This is a genomic window from Thioclava marina (assembly GCF_002020135.1).
GTDB classification, from domain to species: Bacteria; Pseudomonadota; Alphaproteobacteria; order Rhodobacterales; family Rhodobacteraceae; genus Thioclava; species Thioclava marina.
The window spans coordinates 59,044-84,735 of sequence record NZ_MPZS01000003.1 but is presented as its reverse complement, the minus strand read 5'-3'; the positions used below and the strand labels follow the sequence as shown (position 1 = coordinate 84,735).

The 25,692-nt window shown below is 65.0% G+C and carries 24 protein-coding genes; 2 read left to right on the top strand and 22 right to left on the bottom strand.

Features of this window, described 5'->3' with window-relative positions:
• Positions 1–9 precede the first annotated feature (9 nt).
• The 14 genes from galE to BMG00_RS14655 all read right to left on the bottom strand — a co-directional run bounded on the left by galE (position 10) and on the right by BMG00_RS14655 (position 13,425).
• The gene (gene galE, locus BMG00_RS14720) at positions 10–984 is read right to left on the bottom strand and encodes a UDP-glucose 4-epimerase GalE (RefSeq protein WP_078574885.1); all 975 of its coding nucleotides are present in this window, start codon (positions 982–984) and stop codon (positions 10–12) included.
• Positions 981–2,033, bottom strand: a complete 1,053-nt coding sequence (locus tag BMG00_RS14715) for a UDP-glucuronic acid decarboxylase family protein (protein WP_078574884.1) — start codon at positions 2,031–2,033, stop codon at positions 981–983. The genes galE and BMG00_RS14715 overlap by 4 nt, the downstream gene beginning before the upstream one ends.
• A 182-nt stretch (positions 2,034–2,215) precedes the next feature.
• Complete coding sequence (locus BMG00_RS14710) at positions 2,216–3,571, bottom strand: tetratricopeptide repeat protein (protein ID WP_093470157.1); 1,356 nt, start codon at positions 3,569–3,571, stop codon at positions 2,216–2,218.
• A gap of 106 nt (positions 3,572–3,677) precedes the next feature.
• On the bottom strand, positions 3,678–4,148 hold the full coding sequence (locus BMG00_RS14705; RefSeq protein ID WP_078574882.1) for an A24 family peptidase: 471 nt from the start codon (positions 4,146–4,148) through the stop codon (positions 3,678–3,680).
• Positions 4,145–4,990 (bottom strand): helix-turn-helix transcriptional regulator, encoded by an 846-nt coding sequence (locus BMG00_RS14700; protein WP_158521743.1) that lies wholly within the window; start codon positions 4,988–4,990, stop codon positions 4,145–4,147. The genes BMG00_RS14705 and BMG00_RS14700 overlap by 4 nt, the downstream gene beginning before the upstream one ends.
• A gap of 263 nt (positions 4,991–5,253) precedes the next feature.
• Positions 5,254–6,249 (bottom strand): type II secretion system F family protein, encoded by a 996-nt coding sequence (locus tag BMG00_RS14695; RefSeq protein ID WP_245795055.1) that lies wholly within the window; start codon positions 6,247–6,249, stop codon positions 5,254–5,256.
• A gap of 16 nt (positions 6,250–6,265) precedes the next feature.
• A complete protein-coding gene (locus BMG00_RS14690; RefSeq protein ID WP_078530115.1) occupies positions 6,266–7,237 on the bottom strand; it encodes a type II secretion system F family protein in 972 nt (323 codons plus the stop codon).
• Positions 7,238–7,243: 6 nt separating this feature from the next.
• Positions 7,244–8,674 carry a TadA family conjugal transfer-associated ATPase gene (locus BMG00_RS14685; protein WP_078574880.1) on the bottom strand — a complete coding sequence of 477 codons (1,431 nt, stop codon included), beginning with the start codon at positions 8,672–8,674 and terminating at the stop codon, positions 7,244–7,246.
• Positions 8,675–8,688: 14 nt separating this feature from the next.
• Positions 8,689–9,597, bottom strand: a complete 909-nt coding sequence (locus tag BMG00_RS14680; RefSeq protein WP_158521742.1) for a CpaE/TadZ family protein — start codon at positions 9,595–9,597, stop codon at positions 8,689–8,691.
• A 21-nt stretch (positions 9,598–9,618) separates the two neighbouring features.
• Entirely contained in the window at positions 9,619–10,269 is a 651-nt protein-coding gene (locus BMG00_RS14675; protein WP_078574878.1) for a TadE/TadG family type IV pilus assembly protein, read from the bottom strand.
• Entirely contained in the window at positions 10,266–10,775 is a 510-nt protein-coding gene (locus BMG00_RS14670; RefSeq protein ID WP_078530119.1) for a TadE/TadG family type IV pilus assembly protein, read from the bottom strand. The genes BMG00_RS14675 and BMG00_RS14670 overlap by 4 nt, the downstream gene beginning before the upstream one ends.
• A 5-nt stretch (positions 10,776–10,780) precedes the next feature.
• On the bottom strand, positions 10,781–12,319 hold the full coding sequence (locus tag BMG00_RS14665; protein ID WP_078574877.1) for a TadE/TadG family type IV pilus assembly protein: 1,539 nt from the start codon (positions 12,317–12,319) through the stop codon (positions 10,781–10,783).
• A 12-nt stretch (positions 12,320–12,331) separates the two neighbouring features.
• Complete coding sequence (gene cpaB, locus BMG00_RS14660) at positions 12,332–13,135, bottom strand: Flp pilus assembly protein CpaB (protein WP_078574876.1); 804 nt, start codon at positions 13,133–13,135, stop codon at positions 12,332–12,334.
• A 71-nt stretch (positions 13,136–13,206) separates the two neighbouring features.
• Positions 13,207–13,425 carry a Flp family type IVb pilin gene (locus BMG00_RS14655; protein WP_211274149.1) on the bottom strand — a complete coding sequence of 73 codons (219 nt, stop codon included), beginning with the start codon at positions 13,423–13,425 and terminating at the stop codon, positions 13,207–13,209.
• Between the two features lie 306 nt (positions 13,426–13,731).
• On the opposite strand from BMG00_RS14655, the gene BMG00_RS14650 reads away from it, so the two are divergent.
• Together BMG00_RS14650 and BMG00_RS14645 are read left to right on the top strand one after the other, a co-directional pair.
• Positions 13,732–14,982 (top strand): FAD-dependent oxidoreductase, encoded by a 1,251-nt coding sequence (locus tag BMG00_RS14650; RefSeq protein ID WP_078574874.1) that lies wholly within the window; start codon positions 13,732–13,734, stop codon positions 14,980–14,982.
• 9 nt (positions 14,983–14,991) lie between these two features.
• The gene (locus BMG00_RS14645) at positions 14,992–15,918 is read left to right on the top strand and encodes an ornithine cyclodeaminase family protein (protein WP_078574873.1); all 927 of its coding nucleotides are present in this window, start codon (positions 14,992–14,994) and stop codon (positions 15,916–15,918) included.
• A gap of 3 nt (positions 15,919–15,921) precedes the next feature.
• Here the strand turns inward: BMG00_RS14645 and BMG00_RS14640 are convergent, their stop codons facing one another.
• The 8 genes from BMG00_RS14640 to BMG00_RS14605 all read right to left on the bottom strand — a co-directional run bounded on the left by BMG00_RS14640 (position 15,922) and on the right by BMG00_RS14605 (position 25,627).
• Complete coding sequence (locus BMG00_RS14640) at positions 15,922–16,677, bottom strand: LamB/YcsF family protein (RefSeq protein ID WP_078574872.1); 756 nt, start codon at positions 16,675–16,677, stop codon at positions 15,922–15,924.
• Entirely contained in the window at positions 16,677–17,693 is a 1,017-nt protein-coding gene (locus tag BMG00_RS14635) for a 5-oxoprolinase subunit C family protein (RefSeq protein WP_078574871.1), read from the bottom strand. The genes BMG00_RS14640 and BMG00_RS14635 overlap by 1 nt, the downstream gene beginning before the upstream one ends.
• Complete coding sequence (locus tag BMG00_RS14630) at positions 17,690–18,457, bottom strand: 5-oxoprolinase subunit B family protein (RefSeq protein ID WP_078574870.1); 768 nt, start codon at positions 18,455–18,457, stop codon at positions 17,690–17,692. Before BMG00_RS14630 ends, BMG00_RS14635 begins: the two co-directional genes overlap by 4 nt.
• A 42-nt stretch (positions 18,458–18,499) precedes the next feature.
• Positions 18,500–19,900, bottom strand: a complete 1,401-nt coding sequence (gene murD, locus BMG00_RS14625; RefSeq protein ID WP_078574869.1) for a UDP-N-acetylmuramoyl-L-alanine--D-glutamate ligase — start codon at positions 19,898–19,900, stop codon at positions 18,500–18,502.
• A 157-nt stretch (positions 19,901–20,057) separates the two neighbouring features.
• A complete protein-coding gene (locus BMG00_RS14620; protein WP_078574868.1) occupies positions 20,058–21,449 on the bottom strand; it encodes a uracil-xanthine permease family protein in 1,392 nt (463 codons plus the stop codon).
• Between the two features lie 166 nt (positions 21,450–21,615).
• Entirely contained in the window at positions 21,616–22,698 is a 1,083-nt protein-coding gene (gene mraY / locus BMG00_RS14615) for a phospho-N-acetylmuramoyl-pentapeptide-transferase (RefSeq protein ID WP_078574867.1), read from the bottom strand.
• Positions 22,698–24,146, bottom strand: coding sequence for a UDP-N-acetylmuramoyl-tripeptide--D-alanyl-D-alanine ligase (locus tag BMG00_RS14610; protein WP_078574866.1), 1,449 nt, complete (start codon positions 24,144–24,146; stop codon positions 22,698–22,700). Before BMG00_RS14610 ends, mraY begins: the two co-directional genes overlap by 1 nt.
• The gene (locus tag BMG00_RS14605; protein ID WP_078574865.1) at positions 24,146–25,627 is read right to left on the bottom strand and encodes a UDP-N-acetylmuramoyl-L-alanyl-D-glutamate--2,6-diaminopimelate ligase; all 1,482 of its coding nucleotides are present in this window, start codon (positions 25,625–25,627) and stop codon (positions 24,146–24,148) included. The genes BMG00_RS14610 and BMG00_RS14605 overlap by 1 nt, the downstream gene beginning before the upstream one ends.
• Positions 25,628–25,692 lie beyond the last annotated feature (65 nt).

Sequence of the window (25,692 nt, the reverse complement as noted above, 5' to 3'; positions counted from 1 at the left end):
GTCAGGCGGTTAGAGGCCGAACCACGGCGCGGCATGGGCCACGATCTCGTCGAGATCGCGGTAACGTGCGGTGAAGCCCAGCACCTCGGCCGCCTTGGACGGGTCGGCTGTCAGCTCCGCCGGATCACCGGGACGGCGCGGGGCCAGTTCATGGGGCACCTTGCGGCCCGTCACCCGCTCCACCGCGGCCACCACCTCGTGGATCGACGCGCCACGCCCGGTGCCGAGGTTGAGCTTCACGCTCTCGCCCCCCGCCTCGAGGTGATCGAGCGCGAGCAGATGCGCGCGGGCCAGATCGTCGACATGGATATAGTCGCGGATACAGGTGCCATCGGGCGTGGGATAATCGGTGCCGAAGATCTTAACTGGCCCTGCCTGCCCCGAGGCCGCCATCAGCACCAGCGGGATCAGATGGGTCTCGGGGTCATGACGTTCCCCGATCTCGCCCTCTGGGTCGGCCCCGGCGGCGTTGAAATAGCGCAGCGCGGCAAAGCGCAGCCGATGTGCGACCTGAGCATCTTGCAACATCCATTCGCAGACGAGCTTGGTGCGGCCGTAAGGGTTGATCGGAGCCTGCGGCAGGTCCTCCGAGATCGGCAGACGGTCGGGCGTGCCATAGGTCGCGCAGCTCGACGAGAACACGATCTTGTCGATCCCCACCGCTTCGACCGCCTCCAGCAGCGCGGTCATGCCCCCGAGGTTCACGTCGTAATAGTGCTCGGGCGCGCCCACGCTCTCGCCGACATAGGCAAGCGCCGCGAAATGGATCACCGCGCCGATCCGATGCTCGGCCAGCGTTTTCTCGAGTAGCGCACGGTCGCGCATGTCGCCCACCACCAGCGGCCCCCAGCGCACCGCATCCGCATGGCCACGCGAAAGATCGTCATAGACCACCGGCTCGCGCCCGGCCTTTGCCAGCGCCTTGCAGCAATGCGAGCCGATATAGCCCGCCCCCCCTGTCACGAGGATCTTCGGTTTGGTCATGCCACGCCGCCGATGCGCTGCTGCGCCATATCGATCTCCTCGCGGAAATACTCGATCGTCGGGATAAGTCCGTCATGGAGCGGCACTTTCGGCTCCCACCCCAGAAGCGTCTTCGCCCGCGTGATGTCCGGGCGGCGCTGAAGCGGGTCGTCCTTGGGCAGCGGATGGAACTCGCGCTTCACCTTCGCCCCTGTCAGATGAAGCACGAGATCGGCCAGTTCGAGCATGGTGAACTCATGCGGATTGCCGAGGTTCATCGGATCGAAGATCGTCGGCTCCAGTTCATCGGCCTCCATCAGTGACGTCAGACCGTCGAGCATGTCCTCGATATAGCAGAAGGACCGGGTCTGCTCGCCCTCGCCATAGATCGTGAGCGGCTGGCCCGTCAGCGCCTGCACGACGAAATTCGACACCACGCGCCCGTCCTCGGGGTCCATACGCGGCCCGTACGTGTTGAAGATCCGCGCGATGCGCACATCGACATGGGTCTGGCGGTGGCTTTCGTAAAACAGCGTTTCGGTGGCGCGCTTGCCCTCGTCATAGCAGGCGCGCGGGCCGACCGTGTTGACCAGACCGCGATAGCTCTCGGGCTGAGGCGAGATGTCGGGGTCGCCGTAAACTTCGGAGGTCGAGCTTTGCAGGATCCGAGCATTTTTCTTCTCGGCAATCGCGAGCAGGTTCAGCGCCCCGATGAAAGAGGTCTTGAGCGTATGCACCGGATCACGCTGATATTTCGGCGGCGAGGCCGGACAGGCAAGGTTGTAGATCCGGTCCACCGGCCCCTTCACCGTGAAGGGCTCCACGATATCATGCAGGAAGAAGGCGAAGCCGGGATTGGGGATCAGCCCTTCGATATTGGCGCTACGTCCCGTTTCAAGATTGTCGATGCAGATCACCCGGTCGCCCTGCGCCAGCAGACGCCGCGAAAGATTGGACCCGATGAAGCCCGCTCCTCCCGCGATGAGTACTGTGCGGCGATACGCCTGAGCACCCGACAGCGCCCCAGCCCCACTGACAAATGGCGGAACGAATTCTTTTTCGGCTGACATTCTTACCCCTTCCAACACCTCGGGCCTTGCCCACCTGACCCGTCGAACGCCTGAAAGGTATTTGCCCCTTCAAACATATCAAGACTACCAGATTACGTTGTGAATAACCCTGACACAAAGCAATCCTGCCCGTGAACACGCCGTTATCACTGCGAGATTGCGTCGCGGGCAGGATCTGTCGATCAAGGGTTCACGAGAAGGGCACCGACGGTTTTCCGGCTCAGGATGCCGTCCGTGCAATTGAGCCCACCCGGCACAGTCTTGCACAGCTTGTTCATCCCTCTCAGCGTCAACGGCCCCGCCAGCCCATCGAGCTTGCCCGAATAGAGCCCCTTCGCCTTCAGATCCTCCTGAAGGACGTAGATCACCACGTTCGGCGCAGCCTTGAAGAGATCCTCGGCGGCCGCCTGGCTCAGATCGGCGCGGCGCGATTGTACGACAGCCGCAGAGGCCGCGATCCCTTTCGGATCGCGCCGCTTCGCGACATCGATGCTCAACTGCATCGCCGCGCGTTCGGAATCGGTGAAAAGCTCGGGATGGTCCTTGAGCAATGCCTCGGCCGCCGCGCGATCCTTCTGTATATTGAGCCCGTTGCCATCGCGCAAAAGCCCCAGCAGATAGCGCGCGGCTTCGCGATTGCCGGCATTGGAGGCCTGCGTCAACTCCTCGACGGTCTTGGGCCCGTCGGCGCGCATCGAGATACCCCACATCTGGCGGATGGCATCAAGCACCTCGATGCGCTGGTTGCCCGCGGCGCGCGCTTTCTCGGCATAGCCTTCGAATTTCGCGCGCGAGACCGAACCGCCGCCAAGATACCCATACATCGCGCCTTCCGCGAGCGTGGCATAGGCCTGCCCCGCGCCCAGTTCGCCCGCACGGTTGAGGATCGCTTCGGCGCCCTTGGGGTCGCGCTCGCTCCACATCAGCATCTCGCCGTATTTCCAGATGCCCTGCCCGTCGCCCTTGTCGGCGGCGGCTTCGGCAAGCGCCTTGGCTTTCTCCCAATCCTTCGGAAGTCCCGTGCCGTAAAGGTAGAACTCGGCCAGCGCGACCTCGGCCTTTGGATCTCCCTTCGCAACCAGCTCCTCGAGCAGCCCCTTGCCGCGATCCAGATCGCGGGGAATTGCCCAGCCCCCGATCAGTTGCCTGCCAAGGACCAGCTTGGCCTCGCTGTCGCCTGCCGCTGCGGCTTCCGACAGCAGCGCCTCGCCGCGTGCGGGATCAGCCGGAAGCGGCCCACCCCAGAGCAGCATGTTTCCAAGCGAGGTCTGGGAAGGAAGATCGCCCTGCGCCGCCGCAGTCTCAAGCAGCGCAAGCCCGGCAGCGACATCTTTTGTCTGGCCGTCGAGCCCGTAAATCAAAGCCTCGGCCCGACTGCGCGGGGAGACCTGAGTGGCGTCTTGCGAGGCGGCGGGCTCTGTCGCGGGCGCAACGGGTGTCGCCGCATCCTGCGCGAGCGCCACCCCTGTCATACTCATCAACACGCCCGTAGCGAGCGCCGTACCGAGCATCCAATAGCGAAAATCGTGACCACGCATAGCATGTCCCCTGCCTTGTCTATCTTTATAGTATGACACAGAAATCAGGGATGCGCCTTGATCACGCACAAGAACTCTTGATTTCTCGCCGAGTTTTGACGCGCGGTTAACCGATCGCGAGCACGTAAGGCAGCGCCAGACCCGCCATTGCGAGCGAAATGCCCATCGGCAGCTTGCCCCTGCGTCGGCAGGTCACCCAGTCGAATCGCGCCGCGACCGGGGCACGTTGCAAGCCGATCGCGATGCCACTGCCAATGATCAGCGACACCGAGAAGACAATAAGAAACTGCGCCACCGCAGCGGAGGGCACGAAGAGCATCAGCACGGTCAGGAATTTCACATCCCCGCCCCCGAACGCACGCAAGGTGAACAGCACGTAGCCGATCGCGAAGGTCACCCCCGCCACGGTCAGACGCGCGCCGATCTCGGACCAGCCCAGAAGCGGCGCGCACAGGACGAAAAGCCCCAGCGCAATCAGCACCAGCCGGTTAGGGATGCGCATCTCACGCAGGTCGCTGAACGCCACCATGAACAGAAGCGGCGCCAGAGCGACCAGCGGCAGCAGTTGCAGGCTCATGCCAGCCGTCCCGCATGGCGGCGGGTGAGCTCGAATGGCAGATCCGAGACGAGCTGGAAGGTCAGCTCGGCCAGGTTGCGCGCACCTGTCTTGGCATAGAGATTGCTCAGATGCGTGCGCAGGGTCGATTCCGAGATCCCAAGCTCGCCGCGCATCTGATCGGGTGACTGGCCGTGGCTCAGAAGCAGGCAGACGCGATACTCGGCGCGACTGAGCCGTGCGGGATTGTCCGCGCTCAGGATGGGCGAACCCACGGCGGGCGCCGCCTGCGCCGCAGCCGATTTCAGCAGCGCCTCGGTAAAGAGCCCGCGTGCACGGTTGCTCCAGGTCCGGCTGAGCGTATCGGCAAGGATCGTCAGCACCGCTTGCTGATAATGGCGCAGCTTATCAGAGAAATGTAGCTCGATCGTGTCGATCGCGCGGTCACTCACCTCGAGCGGGATCACCACCAACTCGTGCAGCTGGCGCCGGGCCAGAAGCATCGCGGCGGCGGTCGGAAGCTCTTCGTCGCGCATCGTTCCGTACCAGGTCGAACCCGGCTTGGCCTTGTCGAGATAACCATCCAGCAAGAGTTCGGCGAAGCTTTGCTGCAACGGGATCCGATTCCCCGAGCGTGCCCTGTCATGGACCAGAACCCGCGTCGGCGTCTCTCCGGCCCGCGCATAGCGCGAGAGCACGATCGCCTCTGCTCCGATACTGTCAGTCAGAATTCGCAGAGCGCTGCGCAGCGGATTGGTTCCGTGCAAACACTCGCACCATTGCGCCACTGCGCCGATCATGCCGGCTTCAATAGCGCGTTGCTGACCGGGGTCCCCACCCCGATCCATCGCATAGTCCCTCATGGCCCCCACCATCCCAAAGACTTATATAATGTACTCACATATTCTTGGCAGCGTGTGAGTTCCCCCAGCGTAACCCACTTTTCACCGTCGCCCTAAGCTAATCTTTGGATTGATATCCACAGCAGCCTGTGGGCAGTTTTGAGAGACAGTTACTCAACCACAGGTAGACATTTCAGTACGGGCGCCGAGACAAACTTGGGCATTTCTCGTGTTTTTCCAACCGTTTCGCAAATTGAAACGATTCCTTTTCGCCTCGATTCGGCTCAGACATTGTTGAGGTAGCGAATCACGATCGGCCCGAGACAGATCAGGATCAGCGCCGGGAGCATCAGCGAGGCGAGCACGCCCGACATCTGCACAGGCAGCCGGTTGGCCTTTTCCTGGGCGCGCATCTCCCGCATCGCACGCAATTCCTCTGCATAGGTCGTGAGCGCCTGCGCCATGGAGGAGCCGAAGCGCAAGGATTGCGTGGCGACATTGGCGAAGGCACGCACCGTCTCGACCCCGGTGCGATCGGCCATGTCGCGCAAAGCCGCGTCGCGCTCGCGACCCGCCTGTACCTGGCGTTGTACGGACAGGAACTCGAAGGAGATCTCGGCTGAGGTATTGGCAAGCTCGTTGCCCACACGCGTCATCGCCGCGTCAAACCCCATCCCGCTTTCGATCGCGACCTGCATCAGATCGAGCGCGTTCGGAAAGCTCTCCTCGATGCGCAACCGGCGCTCTTTCATGCGTCCGCCCAGCCATTTCAGCGGCGCGAGATAGCCAAAGGCCACAAGCCCGGTCAGGATTTGGTAGGTTGCCATGCCGCTCAGCCCGCCGAGACGGTCCGAGAGGCCGAAAGGCAGGCTCAGTTCGGGCGTGCGGGCGGCAATCAACAGACCGAGGAACAGCCCCGGAAGACCGATACCGAGAATGACACGCACAAGCGTGAACCGGCGCAACGCACCCACATCGGACATCCCCGCCATTTCAAGCTTGCGCTGAAGCGCGCTGCGTTTCTGACGGTCGGCGGGCACGAAGGCCTTCATGAAGCGCCCCGGCGTGGCCTCCGGTGCCTTGAGCAACGCATGCTCGGCGCGGACATTCGCGCGGGCCCCGCCGATCGCGGCGATGCGCTCGACCGCCCGGTCGCGCTGGAACGCCGCCAGAAGCCCCCAGATCACCAGCAGCGCCCCAAGCCCGATGCCCCCTGCGAGGACCGTCTCGGGCGCGATGCCCAGCTCCAGCGCGATGCTCTCGATGCGTGTCATCAGCATGGCTCTTTCCTCCCCGTCAGATCCGGAACGTGACCAGCTTGCGCAGGATCAGCCCGTTGAGCACCACCAGCAGCAGCACGATCGCAGCCATCGGCTTGAAGAGCGGGTCATCGGCGACCTCGCCGAAATAGCCCGGCGAAATGAAATTGGTGAAGCCGAACATGACGAAGGGCAGCGCACTGAGAAACCAGGCCGAGGCCCGCCCCTCCGCCGAGATCGCCTTGATCTTTCGGCGCAACGCGATGCGGCCACGGATCGTCCGGCCCAGCACCTCGAGCACGCGGGCCAGATCTCCACCGGTCCCGTGCTGGATGCCGATGCTTGCGGCGAGGTAGTCCACATCCTCGATCCCCACCCGATCCGCGAAATCCAGCACCGCGTCGGGCAGATCGTCACCATAGGTCACCTGATCGAAGATCAGGCCGAACTCGGTCCCGATCGGATCGGGCATCTCTTCGGCCACGGCCCCGATCGTCATGTTCAGCGGGTGGCCGATCTTGAGCCCCCGCGCGAGCATGTCGAGCGCATCGGGCAGCTGCCCGGTGAGCTTCGTCATCCGGTCCTTGGCGCGAAATCGGACCACCAGCGCCGGGAGCGCCACCCCCACGACCATCGCCACGGCCACCGCCTGAAGCAGGCCGAGAGCCGCGAAGCTGAGCACGAAGCCCCCCACCCCAAGCGAGGCGCAAAGCGCCACGAAACGGTCCGGCGAGATCGGTATGCCGGCGCGGTGCAGCTGTCGCGCGAGGTCGAGCGCCTGCGGCAGATGCGCCGCGATCCCGCTGCGCGGCGCGGGCTTCAGAAGCGCAAGAAGCTCTTCGGTATTGCGCCCTTGGGCGATCATCTTCATCCGGCGGCTCTTCGCCTCGCCGCGTGTCTCGCTGCGGCTGGCCAGATGCAATGCCCCCGTTACTGCCAGCAGCATGCCCAATGCGATGCCGCTATAGGTCAGATAGGCGAACCAGTCATTCTCGATCCCGTTGAACATGGCCCCTCACCCCCGCACGACAAAATCTGAAGGGTCGACCTCGACACCCGCCGCGATCATGTCCTCGAGACAACGCGGGCGCAGGCCGGTCGCGGTGAAGTTGCCCTCGATGGTGCCATCGCCGAGCGTGCCCTTCTTTCGGAAGGTGAAGATGTCCTGCATCATCACGATATCGCCCTCCTGCCCGGTGATCTCGGAGATCGAGAGCACCCGGCGGCGGCCATCGGACATGCGCGCGATCTGCACCACGACGTCGAGCCCCGAAGCGATCTGCGAACGGATCGCGGAGAGCGGCATGTCGAGGCCGATCATGGTCACCATCTGCTCGATCCTGCCCAGCGCGTCGCGGGCGGAATTGGCGTGCACGGTGGTCATCGAGCCATCATGGCCCGTGTTCATCGCCTGAAGCATGTCGAAGGCCTCGCCCCCGCGCACCTCGCCGACGATGATGCGGTCGGGGCGCATCCGCAGCGCATTGCGCACCAGATCGCGCTGATGCACCGCGCCCTGTCCGTTGGGATTGGAGGCACGGGTTTCAAGACGCACCACATGCTCCTGTTGCAGCTGAAGCTCTGCCGCGTCCTCGATGGTGACGATCCGCGCTCGCGGATCGATCGCCGCCGAGATCGCGTTGAGAAGCGTCGTCTTGCCCGAGCCCGTACCGCCCGAGATCAGGATATTCTTGCGTGCCTGCACCAGCCCCTTGAGGAAATGCGCCGCCTGTTCGGTCATCATGCCGGTGCCGACCAGACGCTCCAGCGTGTAAGGCTGGCGGGCGAATTTGCGGATCGAGATGCTCGGGCCGTCGATGGCACAGGGACGGATGATCGCGTTGACGCGGCTGCCATCCTCGAGACGCGCATCGACCCAAGGGTTGCTCTCGTCGATCCGGCGGCCCACGCGCGAGACGATCTTGTCGATGATGCGCAACAGGTGACGCTCGTCGCGAAAACGGACCTGCGTGCGCTCCAGCACGCCGTTGCGTTCGATGAAAACCTTGTGGCAGCCATTCACGAGGATGTCGTTGATCGTGGGATCCGCGATCAACGGTTCGAGCGGGCCAAGGCCGAGCACCTCGTCGAGCAGTTCGTCGACCAGCGTCGTGAACTGATCGGCCCGCAGTGGCGTCTTGGCGTCGCGCAGCTCCTCGGAGACGAGCGTGGCCACTTCGCGACGCAGCTCTTCGGGCACGACCTTGTCGATCATCGACAGGTTCAGACGGTCGAGCAGCGCATCGTGAAGCCGGCTTTTCAGTTCGAGCGCGCGGCGCTGGCTTTCCTCGAATGCCGGAGCGGTTTCGGGCGTCGCCTTGACCGGGGCCTCATGCAGCACGAGCGTATCGGCGGGAGCACCGGCGGCGGCGCGGTGTTGCCCCAGAGGGATCACCTTGTCCTTTTCGGAAGGCTTCGACCCGCGATCGGTGAAATTGCGAAACATGTCTTTCCCTCCGTTCAGCTGACGTGCGCCGCTGCGGCGGCCTTCTTGAGACGATCCTGGGCGAGTTTTCCCACCGCTTTGGCGAGGGACGAATGACGCGCGACACGCCCCAGCGGCAGACCGCGATCGGCGGCTTCCTTCGCCGCGCGCCGATCATCGGGCAGCCAGTGGCGCAGTTCGCGCTCGAGCGCGCGCGCGGCCTCCTGGTGGTGACGGTGCGGCAAAAGCGGACGGGCCTCGTGATTGACCACAATCTCGATCTCCAGCGCGAGGTTGTCCTCGGCATAGGCATCGATCAGGCGCCGCGCCTGCTGGAGCGAGGGCACCGAGAGATCGGTGACGAGATACATCAGCCCGGCATGTGCCAGCACCGGCGAGACCCAGTCGACCAGCGCATGGGGCAGATCGACCACGACATAGTCGTAGCGCGCCTGCAACGCCTCGATGAGGCCGCGCAGCTGGTCAGGCTGCAGCGCATCGAGCGGCGCGAAGGCAGAGGGCGCGCAGAGCACATCGAGCCCATCCGGGGTCGATTGCAGCGATTGATCGAGGAAGGTGTCATCGGGGATGCCGCCATCGCGCGCCATATCGTAAAGCGCGGGGCTCGGTTCGAGATCGAGAAAGCCCGCGACCATGCCGAATTGCAGGTCGAGATCCACAAGCGCAACGCGACGAGCCGGACCGCTCTTGCGCGTGCTGCCGATCGTGGCGAGGTGATGGGCGAGATTGACCGCGAGCATGGTCGCCCCGATCCCGCCCCGGCTGCGCGCAACGGCGATCACATGCCCCTCGTGCGCGGCGGAACCGCCCTTCGCGAGACGCTCGGATTCGGCGGCGAAATTCAGTCGGCGCTGCCCGGATTCGGCCTGCACCGCTTCGGCGGAATCGGCCACCAGGAACATCTGCTTGTTCACGCTCGTCATGTCATCTCTCCCCTTCATCTCTCAGCTCGTCCCATCCCGTCCCAATGCTTCCCCCGGCATCGAGGTGCTCAGGCTCGGGAAGGTCACGCGCGATATCTGTGTGACCTCCTCGCTCGTCCAAAGCGAAGCGAAGGCCCCGATCGGCGTCACGAACTGGAAGTCGAGATTTTGCAGCTTGACGGTCACGATCGGCACATAAGGCCCACCCAGGAAGCCGAGGTCGGGATCGTAGGAATAGGAAAACGACAGATCCCTGATTTCGGCGTCATTGGGCAGCGCGCGCTGGACGATCGACCAGATATCCTTGGCCGTGCCATTGTCGGCATTGCCCGCGCAGGTGATCGTGCCGGGATTGGCGCAGGTCGTGTCGGAGGCGTTGCAATTCGTGCCGAAATTCGGCTCGATCTCCCCTTGTGGCGTAACCCCGCGTTCGTGGATCGGAGGAACGCCATCGCACGCGGGCGAACGCACTGCCACCAGCCGCGCCGCGACCTGAAGCGCGCGTTGCGCGTTCACATAGTGAAAGGCCATCCGCCCGAAATCGATCAGCGCGAAGAAGATCATCAGGTAGAGCCCGATCACCAGCGCGAACTCGACCAGCGTTGCCCCGCTCTCGTCGCGGGCAAAGCCGCGCAGCGCCTTGCGGGCGCGAGATGCGAGCCGCGCGCTCATGTTCCGTAAGCCCGGTGTTCATCGGCGACGCTCGTCGAGAGCGTGCCCAGCGTCTGCCCGCCCGCAAAGGAGAAGATCGCACCGAATGGAAAGGTGATGCTCAGAGCCGCGCTGACGCTGACGACCGGGGCGGTGCCGAAACGGTAATCACCCGTCGTGCAGGTCAGGCTCGGAGTGACGCCGGTAACCGTGATGCCGCTCGGCAGCAGTCTTTCGCCGGTCAGGGCCTTTTCCACGATATCGGTCAGATCATCGCCGCGCCCGTCGAAACTGTCTTCATTGTCACAGATGTCGCGCGGCGTGACACGGGCGAGATAACGGCTCGCGTCGCGCACGCCGCCGATCACCGTCTGGTAGGAAAGGAACATCCGCCCGCCCTCGACGATCGTCGCGAAAAGCACCAGCAGGATCGGCAGAACCAGCGCGAATTCGACCAGTTGAGCGCCTTCCTCGTCGCGCCAGAGACGGCGCAGGCTTTGGATCGGATATGCGATCGTCCCCCACATCGCGCTCACCGGTAAAGCTGGACGACATCGCGCACGATGCCCCCAGTCCCCGTATCTTCCGACCCGCCATCGCTGGCCGAGCCGATGATCTCGCCCCAGATATCCATCACGGGCGGTGTCGAGCCATCCTCGCCCACCGGCTCGGTGAGGAAGACCTTGACGAATTCCTTCACGGGAACGTCCGACATCGCCCCCTTGATCACGGCTCCGGTCTCGGCCGAGCAATCGATCCCCGCTACGATCAGCACGCGGCGGTCGGGGTTGCTCGACGCGGCAGGCGCGCAGGTAGGCAGCCCCGTCTCGGCGCGGTCAGTCAGGATCTCGCCGCCAGCGGCCGCCTTGATTTCGGCGAGGTAATAATCGTAGCGCGTGACCGCGTCCGGGTGCGGATCGTCGACACCCGCGCCGTAATTCGTCGCGACATAGGTTTCGCGCCCCTCGCTCCAGTCGCCATCACCAAAGCGATCGCAGCTTTTATCCATGAAGCAATCGTCCCGGGGCAACCCGACCGTGTCAGGTGAAACCTGCTCGGCCTCGCCGATGCAATTCGCTTTGCCCTGGCCCTGATTCTGGTTGGAGCTGTTCCCCGGATCCTTCTTGATGATCCCCTTGATCACATTGGGCGCGGGCGCATAGTCTTCGTCGTTGCTCAGCCCGTTCATGATCGCCTGATACATGTCGAAGCGGACATTGAAGATCGAGGCGTTGAGCCCTTCTTTCTGGCCCGGCTCCGTATCGACGCCGCGCTGGTTGAAGCATTGCGTGATGCTCTGTTGCGCCCCCAGCAAGCAAGCGTCGAGATGCGCGCCGTTCAGCTTTGCGCAAGGGCCTTCGTCATCGACCTTGATCTTGTCGGGATCGAGAAAGCCGAAGTCTCCCGGGCCCCATGCCGCACCGCTCCCGCCCGCGCGAATACGTACCATCGTGCCGATATTGGCCGAAGCCTTGAACCCCGGGGGCACGCAGAACATCAGAGGCGTCACATCGCAGGCCTGAATTTCGAGCCCCGCGATGGCATCCGCCTCGGCGCTGCCGTCGAATGCGTCAAAGCCCCCCAGTGTCGTGAAGACCGCCGCGAATGTCGCGCTGACATCGTGGCGCGCAACGGCGGCATGGACGAAAGCCGCTTTCGCGGGCTCGGTCGTCGCGACATCCGCGATTGTCTCGGTATCTTTCGGCAGCCGCGAGAGGTACGTGAGCGTGACGTCGCTCACCACGTCAGCGCCGTCAGCATTATCGGGATCGATCTCGGCATAGCCGAGCGAATGCCCGCCCGCGCCGAATGTCTGCGTGTCCGAAACGAGCGCTGCGGCGGAATTGGCGCGCGAGATCGCGTCAGAATTGCCGTCAAGCTCTCCCGCGGCGGCCAGCGCCACGGAATCGGCGTAGGATTGTAGCTCGGAGCGGGTGCTCCCGAGACGACCGAGATCGAAGGAAAGGGCCACCAATCCGAACAGGATCACGAGGCTCATGCCGAAGAAGACGAGGATCGTCCCGTCTTCATCTTGGGCAAAGCGCCGGATGCTTTCGCGGATGCGTGCCATCTTTCCTGCGCCTCACTTGATCGCGGTCTCGGTGACTTCGGTGCCGCGGCGGATGATCACCGTGCGCACCTGGGTCGGCTCGAGCTTGGAGGGGCGTTCGCTCAGGATATCGGCAAGACCGATCGAGGGCAGCGGTTCGCTCTCGGCGTCGTCGAGCGTGCGCAGCGTCAGGCTGAGCGTCCCCGCCTTTTGCGCCAGAGCGAGGCGCTGGCCCTGTTCGGGCGTCACCTCGACCGTCACGGTGCGCGCGACACCGGGCGTCTTCACCTTTTCATCCGAGGTCTGGTCGACACCGATCACCCGGACGTCCTGAAGGATCGTGACGGTCTTGAGCGTGTCGTTGCTACCCCGCGTCATCATTACGTCGACCTTGTCGCCGGGCGTGACGAAGCCACCCACACCAGTGGAAGCATTTACACTGATCGCCATCGCGCGGCTGTTCGGACCGAGGGTCTGGACGATGGTGATTTTCTCGCCATAGCCGGAGACTTTGGAGGCAAGGATCAACTCACCCTGCGCGATCTCGGCCTTTGCGCGGCGCGGTTGCTGGCCTTGAGCGGGCAGCAGCGCCGCAGTGTCGGTAAAGACACCCGGCGGCAACGCTTCTTTCGGCCAGGCGATCGCGGTCAGCTTCTGGGATTCGATGGTCTGGCCGAACGGAATATTCTGTGCGGCTGCAAGAACTTCGACGAGCCCGGCCTTTTCGGCAGCAGCCTCGCGCTGAAGCTTTGCTTCGAAGAAGTTCTGCGCTAGGTACGCAGATCCTCCCGCCACGGCAAGGCCAGCAGCAAAAGTGAGCATTGAAGCGATGCGCATGACGTTTCCCCTTAAAAAAAGATAATAGCATCAGGCGTTGCGAACCAACGCCTGATAGCTGGTGATCGACCTCAACCACCTTCTGCAGGGTTCGCGCCATACCCTGCGGGCGTTTCCCCCATGATCGTCGCCGCGCCTGCCAACTTATTGTAAACTCCGGTACCGACAGTGGTATAAATCAAACCACCAATGCCGACAGCGATCGCCAGCGCGATGCCGTATTCGACGACGGTGACGCCCTCTTCGTCGTTCTTCAGGTCGCGAAGGGTCTTGAATTTGAACAGTTTCATCTTGCACTCCATTTGCTTTTTCAAAGCCGGGCTCCCCGGCGGAAATGGCCCCGTGTCCCCAGACGTGCCGGGCAGCCAAGTCCAAGGCTAAGCCCTGCCAAAGCCATCGCGCATCGGTGCTGCGTGGCGAAAACACCACCTGAGGTTGTATTACTTGTCATACGACACATTTCTTTGCGCCGGTCGGGCTTGCTTGACGGGCTTCTGGGCCGCCGATAGCCTCTCCGCGACTCTCAAGAAGGGGCCGCAAATGCCCGGTTTTCCGACCAATTCCTCCATCGCAGCCCGCCGCTTGGGGTGGCGCGCATGAGCGTCGTCGTTCTCGGCGCGGGCGTTGTGGGCATCCAGACCGCCTATGCGTTGGCGCGGCGCGGCACAAAGGTGACGGTGATCGAGCGCGGATCGGCGCCGGCGAACCTGTGCTCGAAAGGCAATGCGGGGATCATCTCGATCGGCCATGCCGAGGCCTGGGCCGGACCCGGTGCGCTTGGCACGATGATCCGCGCCGCCGCGGGGCGCGATCCGGGCGTGAAGGTCAGCCGCTGGAGCGATCCAGCGCTGATCCGCTGGGGGTTGGAATTCCTGCGCAACTGTTCCGCCGAGGCGCACGGGGCCAATAGCGACCGGCTCGCACGGCTCTGCCGGTTCAGCCGCGCGCGCCTGCCCGTGGTCGCCGAAGAGGCCGGGCTTGGCGGGCTCGTACGCCACGCGGGGGGCTTTTACCTGCATACCGACCGCGCCGAGTTCGAGACCTTCCGCGACAGCCATGCGAGCGCGCATCTCCAGCCGGTCACCGCCGCCGAGATCGTCGCGAGAGACCCGCGCCTGAGCCGGATGACGGATCATTTCGCGGGCGGCTTCTACGCGCCCGAGGACAGCGTGGGCGATTGCCACCTCTTCACCAACGAGCTTGGCGCGCATCTGGGGCGGCTGAACCATGTCACCCTGCGCTACGACACCGAGTTCGAAGGGTTCGAGCGGCAGAACGGCACGATCACAGGCATCCGCGCGGGCGGCGAGGTGATTGCCGCCGATCACGTCATCCTCGCGACCGGGATCGAGACCCCCGACCTCACGCGCCCCTTGGGCTTTGCGCCCAATATCTATCCGGTGAAGGGCTATTCCGGCAGCTGGCGGATCAAGGATGCCGAAGCTGCGCCGACCCTGCCCTTCATCGACGAGGCCGCGCGGCTTGCCGTCGGCGTCTATAGCGGCATCCTGCGGATCACCGCGCTCGCGGAATTCGCGGGCCGCAATCGCGACATGCCCGAGAAGCGGCTCGACATCCTGCGCCGCTATGCCGAACGCCATTTCGCGGATGTGGTCGATCTCGACGATGGCACCTTCTGGACGGGACTTCGCCCGACCACCCCCGCCAGCGCCCCCTATCTTGGACGGGTGCGCGCCTATCCCAATCTCTGGATCAATGCGGGCCACGGCTCGCTTGGCTGGACCGCCTCGGCGGGCTGCGGCGAGCTGCTGGCGCAGGCGATTTCGGGCGAGGCGCGCGAGGTACAAGATGTGTCGGCCCAGGCGCGCTGGCTCGACCCGTTATAAGGAGAGACGATGAGCATCCCGACCCTGACCTATGACGCGATGATCAACCGGCTCGACTGGGCGGAAGCGGTGGAGGCACTGCGCGAAGGTCACAAACGCCCGCAGGCCGAGATCGGAGACACGTTCCTCGGCCCCGCGACCGGAACGCTGCTCAGCCGCTCGGCCTATGTTCCGGGGCTGGGCTACGGGGTCAAAAGCTTCACCGTTTTCGATGGGAACCCAAAGGCTGGCCTGCCGACGGTGCAAGGCGCTATGCTGGTCTTCGAGCCCGAGCATGGCTGCCTGCGCGCCATCGTCGAGAGCCCGCTCGTCACCGAGATCAAGACAGCCGCCGATAGCGGCCTTGGCGCGCGACTTCTGGCGCGACCCGACAGCAAACGCCTTCTGATCGTGGGCGGCGGGACGGTGGCCCGTTCGCTGATCGCGGCTTATGGCGCGCTCTTTCCGGGGCTTGAGCGGATCACCCTTTGGACGCGGCGCCCCGAACAGGCGCAGGCGCTGGTGGAGGATGTCGAAAGCGCCATTCCCCTTACTGCCGCGCCAGATCTGGCCGAGGCGGCAGGCATGGCCGATATAATCTCCTGCGCGACGATGGCGCGCGAGCCGGTGCTGCATGGCGACTGGATCAGGCCCGGCACTCATGTCGACCTGATCGGCGCCTACAAGGCCGACATGCGCGAGGCTGATGATGCGCTGATCTCAAAGGGACGGTTGTTCGTCGACAGCCGCGCGACAACGCTTGGCCATATCGGGGAGCTGCTGATCCCGATGCGCGCGGGCGTGATCTCGGAAGACGACGTGCTGGGCGATCTCTACGATCTGGTCGGTGGCTCCGCGAAAGGTCGTGAGAGCGCCGAGGAGATCACGATCTTCAAGAATGGCGGCGGCGCGCATCTCGACCTGATGACCGCGAATTACATCGCCTCGAAGGCCTGAGCCTCAGCCAAAGCGCGCGATCCCGATCCCCTCGGCCGCGAGATGGCCCCGCAGCGCGCGCGCCATCGCAACCGCATCGGGGCTGTCGCCATGCACGCAGACCGTGTCGATCCGGCACGGCAGCACCTTGCCCGAGCCGGTTACGATCCCGCCCGCGCGCAGCATCGCCGCCACCCGTTCGGCCGCCTCGCTTGCATCATGGATCATCGCGCCCGGCGTACCTCGCGGGGCCAGAAGACCTGTTTCGGTATAGGCGCGATCGGCAAAGACCTCGCCCGCCCGCTTCGCACCCAGCGCTTCCGCCGCCTCGTCCATTGCGGTCAGAGGCATCACCACGACAATGAGCTCGGGATCGACCGCAAGCGCCGCCTCGAAACAGGCGCGCGCGATCGAGGCATCCTCGGCCGCCATGTTCGAGAGCGCCCCGTGAAGTTTCAGATGCCGCACCTGCCCGCCCGCGCGCCGGGCCATCGCCTGCGCAGCCCCCAGCTGATAGGCGACCAGATTTCCGAGCTCCTCGGAGGAAAGAGACATCCGCCGCCGCCCGAAACCTTGCATGTCGGCAAATCCCGGATGCGCGCCGATGCCCACTCCCTGCGTCACCGCCGCGCGCATCACCGCAGCCATGTGATCGGGGTCGCCCGCATGAAAAGCGCAGGCGATATTGGCCGAGCTGATCACGTCGAGCAGCGCCGTGTCATCGCCCATGCTCCAGGGGCCGAAACCCTCGCCCATATCGGCATTGAGATCGATACGCATCAGCCCCTCTCCAGATCGTCGCCCGAGGTTACACCGCCGATGAGCTGGTAGGAAAGCAGATCCCCCATTTCGGACGGGTCGCGGATCAGCGGATGGCAGGCGGCCCGAAGGGTACGCAACTGCTCGGCCTCGGACCGCCAGAGCGCATCGGCCTGATCAGGCGACAGCCGGGAGAAGCGCAGCCGCGCTCCGGGCGGGGCCTGCGCGACAATCGGCAGATCAGCAGGGATCACCTTGCCGATCCTTGGATAGCCGCCGATGGTCTGGCATTCGGCGAGCAGAACGTAGGGCACGCCGTCACCCGTCATCTGAACGTCTCCCGGCCCGATCACGTCCGATGCCAGCCCCGCCGCCCCCTGCGCCGCAAACCGCGTCTCCGCATCGAGTTGCACGCCCTGGCGGTTCCCACGCGGGGCGCGCACAAAACCCGTTTCATAGAATGACGCGATCACTGCGGGGTCAAAAAGCGCGGTTTGCGGGCCGTCTGCCACCCGCACCGTGCCACCGTCGAAACGCTGGGTTGCGGGCAATCCGCGCGCCGGACGGTCCGGCGCGGGATCGTCTGCGCAGGGAAACGTCAGGCCGCTCTCCACCCGCGCGCCAATCCCGACCGACAGATGTGCCGCGCGGCTGCCCAGCCAGCCGGGTGTCGCAAACTCACCGCCCGGCACGAGATAGCCGTAACTGCCCGCCTGCGCGCCGCCGATGCGCAGCTGTTGTCCGGGCAAAACCGGATGGGCCGCGTTCCAGCGCAGCGCCACCCCGTCGAGATCGGCCCGCATCGGCGCGCCGGTCAGGGCGATCCGCATCGGCCGGGTGACCTCGAAAAGCCCCCCTGCCCCGGCCATCTCGAGCCCTGCCAGCGGGGTCTCTGCCCCCAGCAAAGCAGCCGCCTCCAGAAGCGCCAGACGGTCCATCGCACCACCGCGCGAAAGGCCTTGGGAGAGATAGCCCTCGCGGCCCATATCCTGCACCGAGATCAACCCGTCGGCGCGCAAGACCCGCAGCGCGCTCATGCCAGATGCTCCAGCCGCGCGCCGCCCATACCGTCGGGCGTATCGAGCGCCGCCAGTTCCCCGGCGCTGATCGGCACGAAACGGATCGCATCGCCCGCGCGCAGGGGCATCGGCTCGGTCCGCGCGGGATCGAAACAGCGAAAATGCGAGCGTGCGACCTGCCGCCACCCTGTTGCCGAGGACGCACCGAAAAGCACGATCTGGCGCACCGCGACGACCACGGCACCGGAGGGCACCGAGGGCACCAGCTCTGGCAGGCGCGGCAGGTTCCAGGGTTCGGGCAGAAGACCGAGATAGGGCTGACCGGGAAAGAAGCCGATCGCGAGCACGCGAAGATCCGCTTTGCAGATCTCACCCACAGCTTCCCTCTCGCTCAGGCCAAGCTGGCGGGCAATGGGGGCAAGCTCGGGGCCGTTGTCACCCCCGAAAGCCGCGGGGATCTGCCAGCGGCGGATCGGGTCCGGCCGGTGACCTGCCTCGCGTGCCGCGCGCTCTGCCAGAGGGCGCAGGGCCGCGATCAGATCGGCGCGCCGGGTCTGCGCGGGATCGAAGCGCAGCAGCACCGAGACGAGCGCGGGCGCCACCTCGATCACCCCGGCGGGCCGGGCCTCTTCCAGCGCAAGCTCGAAACCCTGCGCGGCCGCCATCGCGACCGGGTCGGGGCTGAGTGCGAACCGCACGAGCATTCCATCCGTGCCCGCAGGCAGTAACTCGGGCGTCGGGGTCGAGATAGTTCCGGCTTCACTCTTGGGGGCATCGCTCATGGGCTCAGCATCGCCATTGCACGCGCGGGCGCAAGCCCGGGTTTACCCCGGCAGCGCATCCACGAGCTGCGCGAAATGCTCGCCGCGCTTTTCGAAATTGGGATATTGATCGAAGCTCGCCGCCGCCGGTGCAAGCAGAACCGTATCTCCGGGTTCCGCGTCGCGCGCACACGCCGCGACCGCAGCCTCCATCGTCTCGCAGATCTCGTGTTCGAGCGGGGCGAGTTCCAACGCGAAATCACGCGCCGAATGGCCGATGAAATAGGCTTTGCGCACATGTTCGAGATGGCCCGCGAGGCTCGCCACCCCGCCCTCCTTGCCCAGCCCCCCCGCGATCCAGCGGATATTGCGGAACGCATCGAGCGCCTTGGCTGCGCTGTCGGTATTGGTGGCCTTGGAGTCGTTGACCCAGCGCACGCCTCCCTTGTCCGCCACCGTCTGGCTGCGATGAGGCAGCCCCGCGAAAGAGTGGAACGCCTGCTCGATCATCCGCGGCGCGATCCCGATCGCGCGCGTCGCGGCATAGGCGGCGCAGGCGTTCTGGTGGTTATGCGCGCCCGGAAGCCCAGTGATTTCGCGCAGGTCGATAGAAGCCATTTGCCGCCCCTTGCGCCATTCGCTCAGGAACCCCTTGCGGGCAAAGACAGACCAGCCCCAGTCGCCGAGCTTGCGCGCCGAGGAGACCCGGATCAGCCGGTCGTCCTCGCGCCCCATCGAGATCTGGTTGGCGAGATAGACGCCCTCGGGCTCGTCCACCCCGATCACCGCGCGATCGGGGCCGCCCTCGGCGAAAAGGCGACGCTTGGCCGCGAAATAGCCGCCCATCCCTGCATGGCGATCGAGGTGATCGGGAGATAGATTGGTGAAGACTGCAATGTCGGGGGTCAGGGCCCGCGCGAGATCGGTCTGGTAGCTCGACAGTTCCAGCACCACGACCTCGCCATCCTCGGCCGGTTCGATATCGAGCACGCCGCGCCCGATATTGCCCGCCATTTGCGTCGGGCGGCCCGCCTCTTGCAGGATATGATGGATGAGCGCCGTGGTGGTCGATTTCCCGTTCGAGCCGGTCACGCAGATCGTGCGCGGAGTGGTGTCGAAATTGTCGAACTCGCGCGTCGCCCAAGAGCGGAAGAAAAGCCCGATATCATTGTCGACCGGAATGCCTGCCGCCATTGCTGCCGCGATCACCGGGTTGGGCTTGGGGTAGAGATGCGGAATCCCCGGCGAGACGATCAGCGCCGCGACCCCGTCGAAGGCGATTTGCCGGGTGAGGTCGTGGATCGCAAAGCCCGCCTCCTCTGCGCGGGCCCGCCCCTCGGGACTGTCATCCCAGCAAAGTGGCTCTGCCCCGCCTGCGCGCAGGGCCGCCGCTGTAGCCAGGCCCGAACGCCCGAGGCCCAGAACCGCCACCTTATGTCCGTCAAAGCCCTGAACCGGGATCATCGCAGCCTCCTGTCGCGCGCGGGGGCCAACCCCCGCTCCCCCGGGATATTTGAAGCGGTTGGAAAGGGAAAGGGGCGGGAAGCTCAGGCACCACAGCGGCGCATGGGAAAAGAGGAGGTCCGTCCGCCCTTATTGGTAATCACGGCGGTGAGAGGCGTTACTCCGCGCCACTGACCGGGGCCTCTTGGGCTTCTTCTGCGATTTCGCCTTTGGATGTCGGGCTTTCGGGGATCAGCAGTGACAGCAGGATCGCCGAGAGACCCGCAAGTGTGATCGGAGTCGCCACGACCTGCTTGACCAGCACCGGCAGATATTGCGTAGCCTCGGGGACCAGCGTCACGCCGAGCCCGAGACCGAAGCTCACCGCCATGATATAGACGCGGCGCATGTCGATCGGCTCGGAGGCGATGATGCGAATGCCAGCAACCGCGATCGAGCCGAAGAGCAAAAGCGTGGCACCGCCCAGAACCGGTTTGGGGATCAGCAGGAAAACGGCGCCAATGATCGGAAAGAATCCGAGAATGACAAGGAAGCCCGCGATGTAGCGCCCGACGTGACGGCTCGCCACGCCGGTCATCTGGATGACCCCGTTATTTTGCGAAAACGTCGTGTTCGGGAAGGTATTGAAGATCGCCGCCAGTCCCGAATTCACACCATCGCCCAGCACGCCGCCCTTGATCCGGCTGAGATAGAGAGGCCCGCGCACCGGCTGACCCGAGATCACCGAGTTCGCCGTCAGGTCGCCCGAGGTCTCGATGGCCGTCACGAGGTAGAGAAAGGCGATCGGGATGAAGAGGCCGAAGTCGAAATCGAAGCCGAATTTGAAGGGCACAGGAAACGCCAGCCATTGCGCCTGCGCCAGCGGAGATGGGTCCACCATGCCGAAGAGCGCTGCGACAATCGTCCCCGCAATGAGCCCGATCATGATCGCCGCGATCCGCAGCATCGGCTTGCCGAGGAAGGTGGTCATCAGGATCACCGCGACGACGAGGGTGCCAAGCGCCAGGTTCAGCGGCCGACCGAGGTTTTTACCCGCCTCTGCGCCGCCCGCGAAATCGGTGAAGCCGACCTTCACGAGGCTCAGCCCGATCACGGTGATCACGACGCCGGTCACGGTCGGGTTCACCACCCTTCCCAGCTTGTCGAGGAATTGCGACAGCACGATCTCGACGACACAGCCGACGAGGCAGAGACCGAAGATCATTGCGAGAATATCCTCGGGCGTGCCGCCGCGCTCTTTCACCGTAAAACCCGCAGCGAGGATCGCGCCAAGAAAGGCGAAGGAGGTGCCCTGCACGCTCAGGAGCCCAGAGCCCACCGGCCCGACCCGGTTCGACTGGATGAAGGTCGCCACGCCCGAGACGAAAAGTGACATGGCGATCAGGTAGGGTACGTGCTCGCCCAGACCCAGCGCACCGCCGATCACCAGCGTAGGCGTCACGATGCCCACGATCGAGGCGAGGATATGCTGGAGCGCGGCGAGCGAGGCCGGCCCCGGTGCAGGCCTGTCCTCAAGCCCGTAGATCAGCGCTTGTTTACCTTGTCCCATTCTCATTCCCCGTGCAGCCCCTCTGCATGCAGCGGAGCGCGAAAGGCATACAGGCACAAATCTCGCAGCCTCTGCGCCGCCCCGCAAGGCGGCGCATCGGGCATAGCCGGGTCAGGTTTCATTGCACCGCCTTATAAATCGGCGGCGTGAAAACCGTTTGTCGGGATCAGCGGATCTTCAGAGTGGCAAGACCGATCAGCGCGAGGATCAGCGAAATGATCCAGAAACGGATCACGATCTGCGGTTCGGACCAGCCCTTCTTCTCGAAATGGTGGTGGATCGGAGCCATCAGGAAAACGCGTTTGCCGGTGCGTTTGAAATAGGCGACCTGGATGATCACCGAGAGCGCCTCGACCACGAAGAGGCCGCCGACAATACCGAGCACGATCTCGTGCTGGGTGCAGACCGCGATGGCGCCGAGCGCACCGCCCAGGGCCAGCGAGCCGGTATCGCCCATGAACACCGCCGCCGGCGGCGCGTTATACCACAAGAAGCCAAGTCCGCCGCCCATCAGCGCGGCGGTAAAGATCGCCAGCTCCCCGGTGCCGGGCACGAATTGCACGCCCAGATATTCGGTGAAGTCGGTGCGGCCCACGACATAGGCAATCGCGCCCAGCGTTCCCGCGGCGATCATCACCGGCATGATCGCCAGACCGTCGAGCCCGTCGGTGAGGTTCACCGCATTGGCCGCCCCCACGATCACGAACATCGCGAAGGGGATGTAGAAATAGCCGAGATTCAGGATCAAATCCTTGAGGAACGGCACCGCTACATGACCGGCCAGCTCCGTGGGATGCAGGTACCAAGTCGCGACCGAGGCCAGAAGCGCCAGCAGGAAGCCCAAGCCCAGCCGCGCCTTGCCGCTCACGCCCTTGGTGTTCTGCTTGGACACCTTGGCATAATCGTCGGCAAACCCGATCGCGGCATAGCCATAGGTGACCATGAGCACGACCCAGATATAGCCATTGTCGAGCCGCGCCCAGAGCAGCGTCGAGACCAGAAGCGCAGTGAGGATCAGGATCCCGCCCATCGTCGGCGTGCCCGCCTTGGCCAGATGCCCCTCAGGGCCGTCATCGCGGATCGGCTGGCCCTTGCCCTGCTTCATCCGCAGGATGTTGATCAGCCACGGCCCGAAGATGAAGCCAACCAGTAGTGCCGTGAAGAAGGCCCCACCCGCCCGGAAGGTGATGTAGCGAAACAGGTTGAACACGCCCCCGCCATCGGACAGGTCGGTAAGCCAATACAACATTACTCTTTTCCTCTATGCGCCTCGGCCGCGCCGGGCTGGCGCAGTTTTTTCAATGCATCAACGACAAGGCTGACCTTGGAACCCTTCGAGCCCTTCACCAGCACCACGTCGCCGGGATCGACGAGATGGCGCGCGCGTTCGGCCAGTTCCTCGGCGCTCTTGTACCATTCACCGCGTTTGGCCCGCGGAAGTGCGTCGCGCAGCGCCGCCATGCGCGGGCCTGCCATATGCACCAGATCGACCGAGGCCATCGAGGGCAGATCCGCGATCGCGGCATGGAGCGCGGCTTCGTCCGCTCCCAGCTCGAGCATGTCTCCGAGGATCGCGATGCGGCGGCCCTTCACGGTTCGCCCCACCCCGTCGCGGGGGCTCGCGCCCGCCAGCACGTCGAGCGCTGCGGCCATCGAAGCCGGGTTGGCGTTGAACGCGTCATCGAAAAGATCGAAACTCTCGGCCTCGTCCACGATATCGAGATAGATCCGCTCGCGCTGACCGCGTCCTGCGGGCGGCAGCCACGAGCCCAGATCCATCGCCGCGACCGCCGGATCGCAGCCCGCGGCCTCGGCCAGTGCCAGCACGCCCAGAGCGTTCGTGGCAAAATGCTTGCCCGGCGTCATAACCTTGAAAAGCATCGGCTTTCCGTGGTGCTCAGCCTGAACGACCGTCGCGTCTCCCGCGATGCGCGCCTCGATCAGCCGGTAGTCGGCGCCTGCTTCGGGACCGAAGCTGACGACCGCGGCGGCAGTCGCCGCCGCCTCACGCAGGATCGGCGTCACTTCGAGCCCGGTCGGGATCACGGCGGTGCCGCCCGCGACCAGCCCCTCGAAGATCGCTCCCTTTTCGCGCGCGATGCCCTCGATATTTTCAAAGGCCGCGAGATGGGCCGGGGCGACGGTGGTGATCATCGCCGCATGGGGCCGCGCGAGGCGGGCGAGCGGCGCGATCTCACCGGGATTGCTCATTCCGATCTCGATCACCGCGAAATCGGCGTCCTCGGGCATCCGCGCCAGCGTGATCGGCACGCCCCAGTGGTTATTGAAACTGGCCTCGGCGGCATGGACCCTGCCTTGCGCAGACAGGACCGCGCGCAGCATCTCCTTGCTAGAGGTCTTGCCGACCGAACCGGTCACGGCAAGCACCCGGGCGCGAGACCGGGCGCGTCCGGCACGCCCCAGCGCCTCGAGCGCGGGCAGAACCTCGGGCACGATCAGCAACGGATCGGATGTCGAACACCCTTCGGGAATGCGGCTCACCAGCGCCGCCGCCGCGCCCTTGTCGAACGCCTGACGTACGAAATCATGCCCGTCGCGGACATCCTTGAGCGCGACGAAGAGATCACCCGGACGGATCGTGCGGGTATCGATGGAAATCCCCGTCACGGCAAAAGGTTGCGTCACCTGCCCTTGGGTCGCGGTCGCCGCGTCGGTCGAAGTCCAGAGCACGCCCATCAGATCTTCCCGTCCAGTGCGGCCACGGCCACGCTCGCCTGTTCGGCATCGTCGAACGGGTAGATGTCCGACCCGATCACCTGCCCGCTCTCATGGCCCTTGCCCATCACCAGCAGCGCGTCGCCCGGACCGAGCGCATCGACGCCGCGCAGGATCGCCTCGGCACGATCGCCCACCTCCATCGCCCCCGGCGCGCCCTCCATCACCGCGGCGCGGATCGTGGCGGGGTCTTCGGTGCGCGGGTTGTCGTCAGTCACGATCACCAGATCGGCATTCTCGGCCGCCGCCTTGCCCATCAGCGGGCGCTTGGTCGTGTCACGATCCCCACCCGCGCCGACGATGGCGATGAGGCGCCCCATCACATGAGGGCGCAGCGCCTTGAGCGCGGTCTGCACCGCGTCGGGCGTATGGGCGTAATCGACGAAGACCGTCGCACCGTTCTCGCGAGTCGCGGCCAGCTGCATCCGCCCGCGCACCGTGGTCAGGCGCGGTAGGGTGGCGAAGACCTCTTCGGGCTCGGCGCCACAAGCAATGGCAAGCGACGCGGCCGTGAGCACGTTCATCGCCTGGAACCCGCCGATCAGCGGCAGGCGGGTCATCTGCGTCCAGCCTTCCCAGGCGAAGCGCACATCCTGCCCCGTCGCGTCGAAACGCTGACCGAGGATCTGCATCTCGCATTGCTCGGAATGGCCGATCCCGATCAGCTCCTGCCCGCGTGCGGTGACGTATTTCGCGAGTTCCTGCCCCTTGGGATCGTCGAGATTGATCACCGCCGCGCCATCCTCGGGCAGAACGCGGGTGAAGAGCCCCGCCTTGGCCGCGAAATACTCGTCAAAGCTCGCATGATAATCGAGGTGGTCTTGCGTGAAATTCGTGAAGGCCGCGGCGGTCAGCGTCACCCCGTCGAGGCGTCGCTGCGCGAGCCCGTGCGAGCTGGCCTCCATCGCCGCATGGGTCACGCCCACACCCGCCATGTCCGAGAGCAGCCGATGCAGGGTGATCGGCTCGGGCGTGGTATGCGACGAGGGCGCGGAATAGCTGCCCTCGACACCGGTCGTGCCGATATTGGCCGCCTCGAAGCCCAGCAGCTGCCAGATCTGGCGGGTGAAGGTCGCGACGGAGGTCTTTCCGTTCGTGCCGGTGACCGCGATCATCGTCTCGGGCTGGCGCCCGAACCAGAGGGCTGCGGCGAAGGCCAGCGCCTGACGCGGATCCTCGGTGATCACGATGGCGGTATCGGTGCCTTCCAGCGCTTCGCGCGCGATCGGCTCACCGGCGCGATCGGTCAGAACGGCAGCCGCGCCCATGCGCAGCGCGTAGGGGATGAACTCGGCCCCGTGGATCTTCGTCCCGGGAAGCGCCGCGAAGAGATGACCTGGTTTGACCTGACGACTGTCGACCGAAAGCCCCGAGATCGCGCGATCCCCTCCGTGCAAAGGGGTCAGCCCCAATTCGCTCAGCATTTTGCTGCCAGCGGCCATGTCGTTCGTCCCTCACTCAGCTTGTCGCACTTATCCGGTGGCAGCCTTGCAAGGTCAAGGCGCGA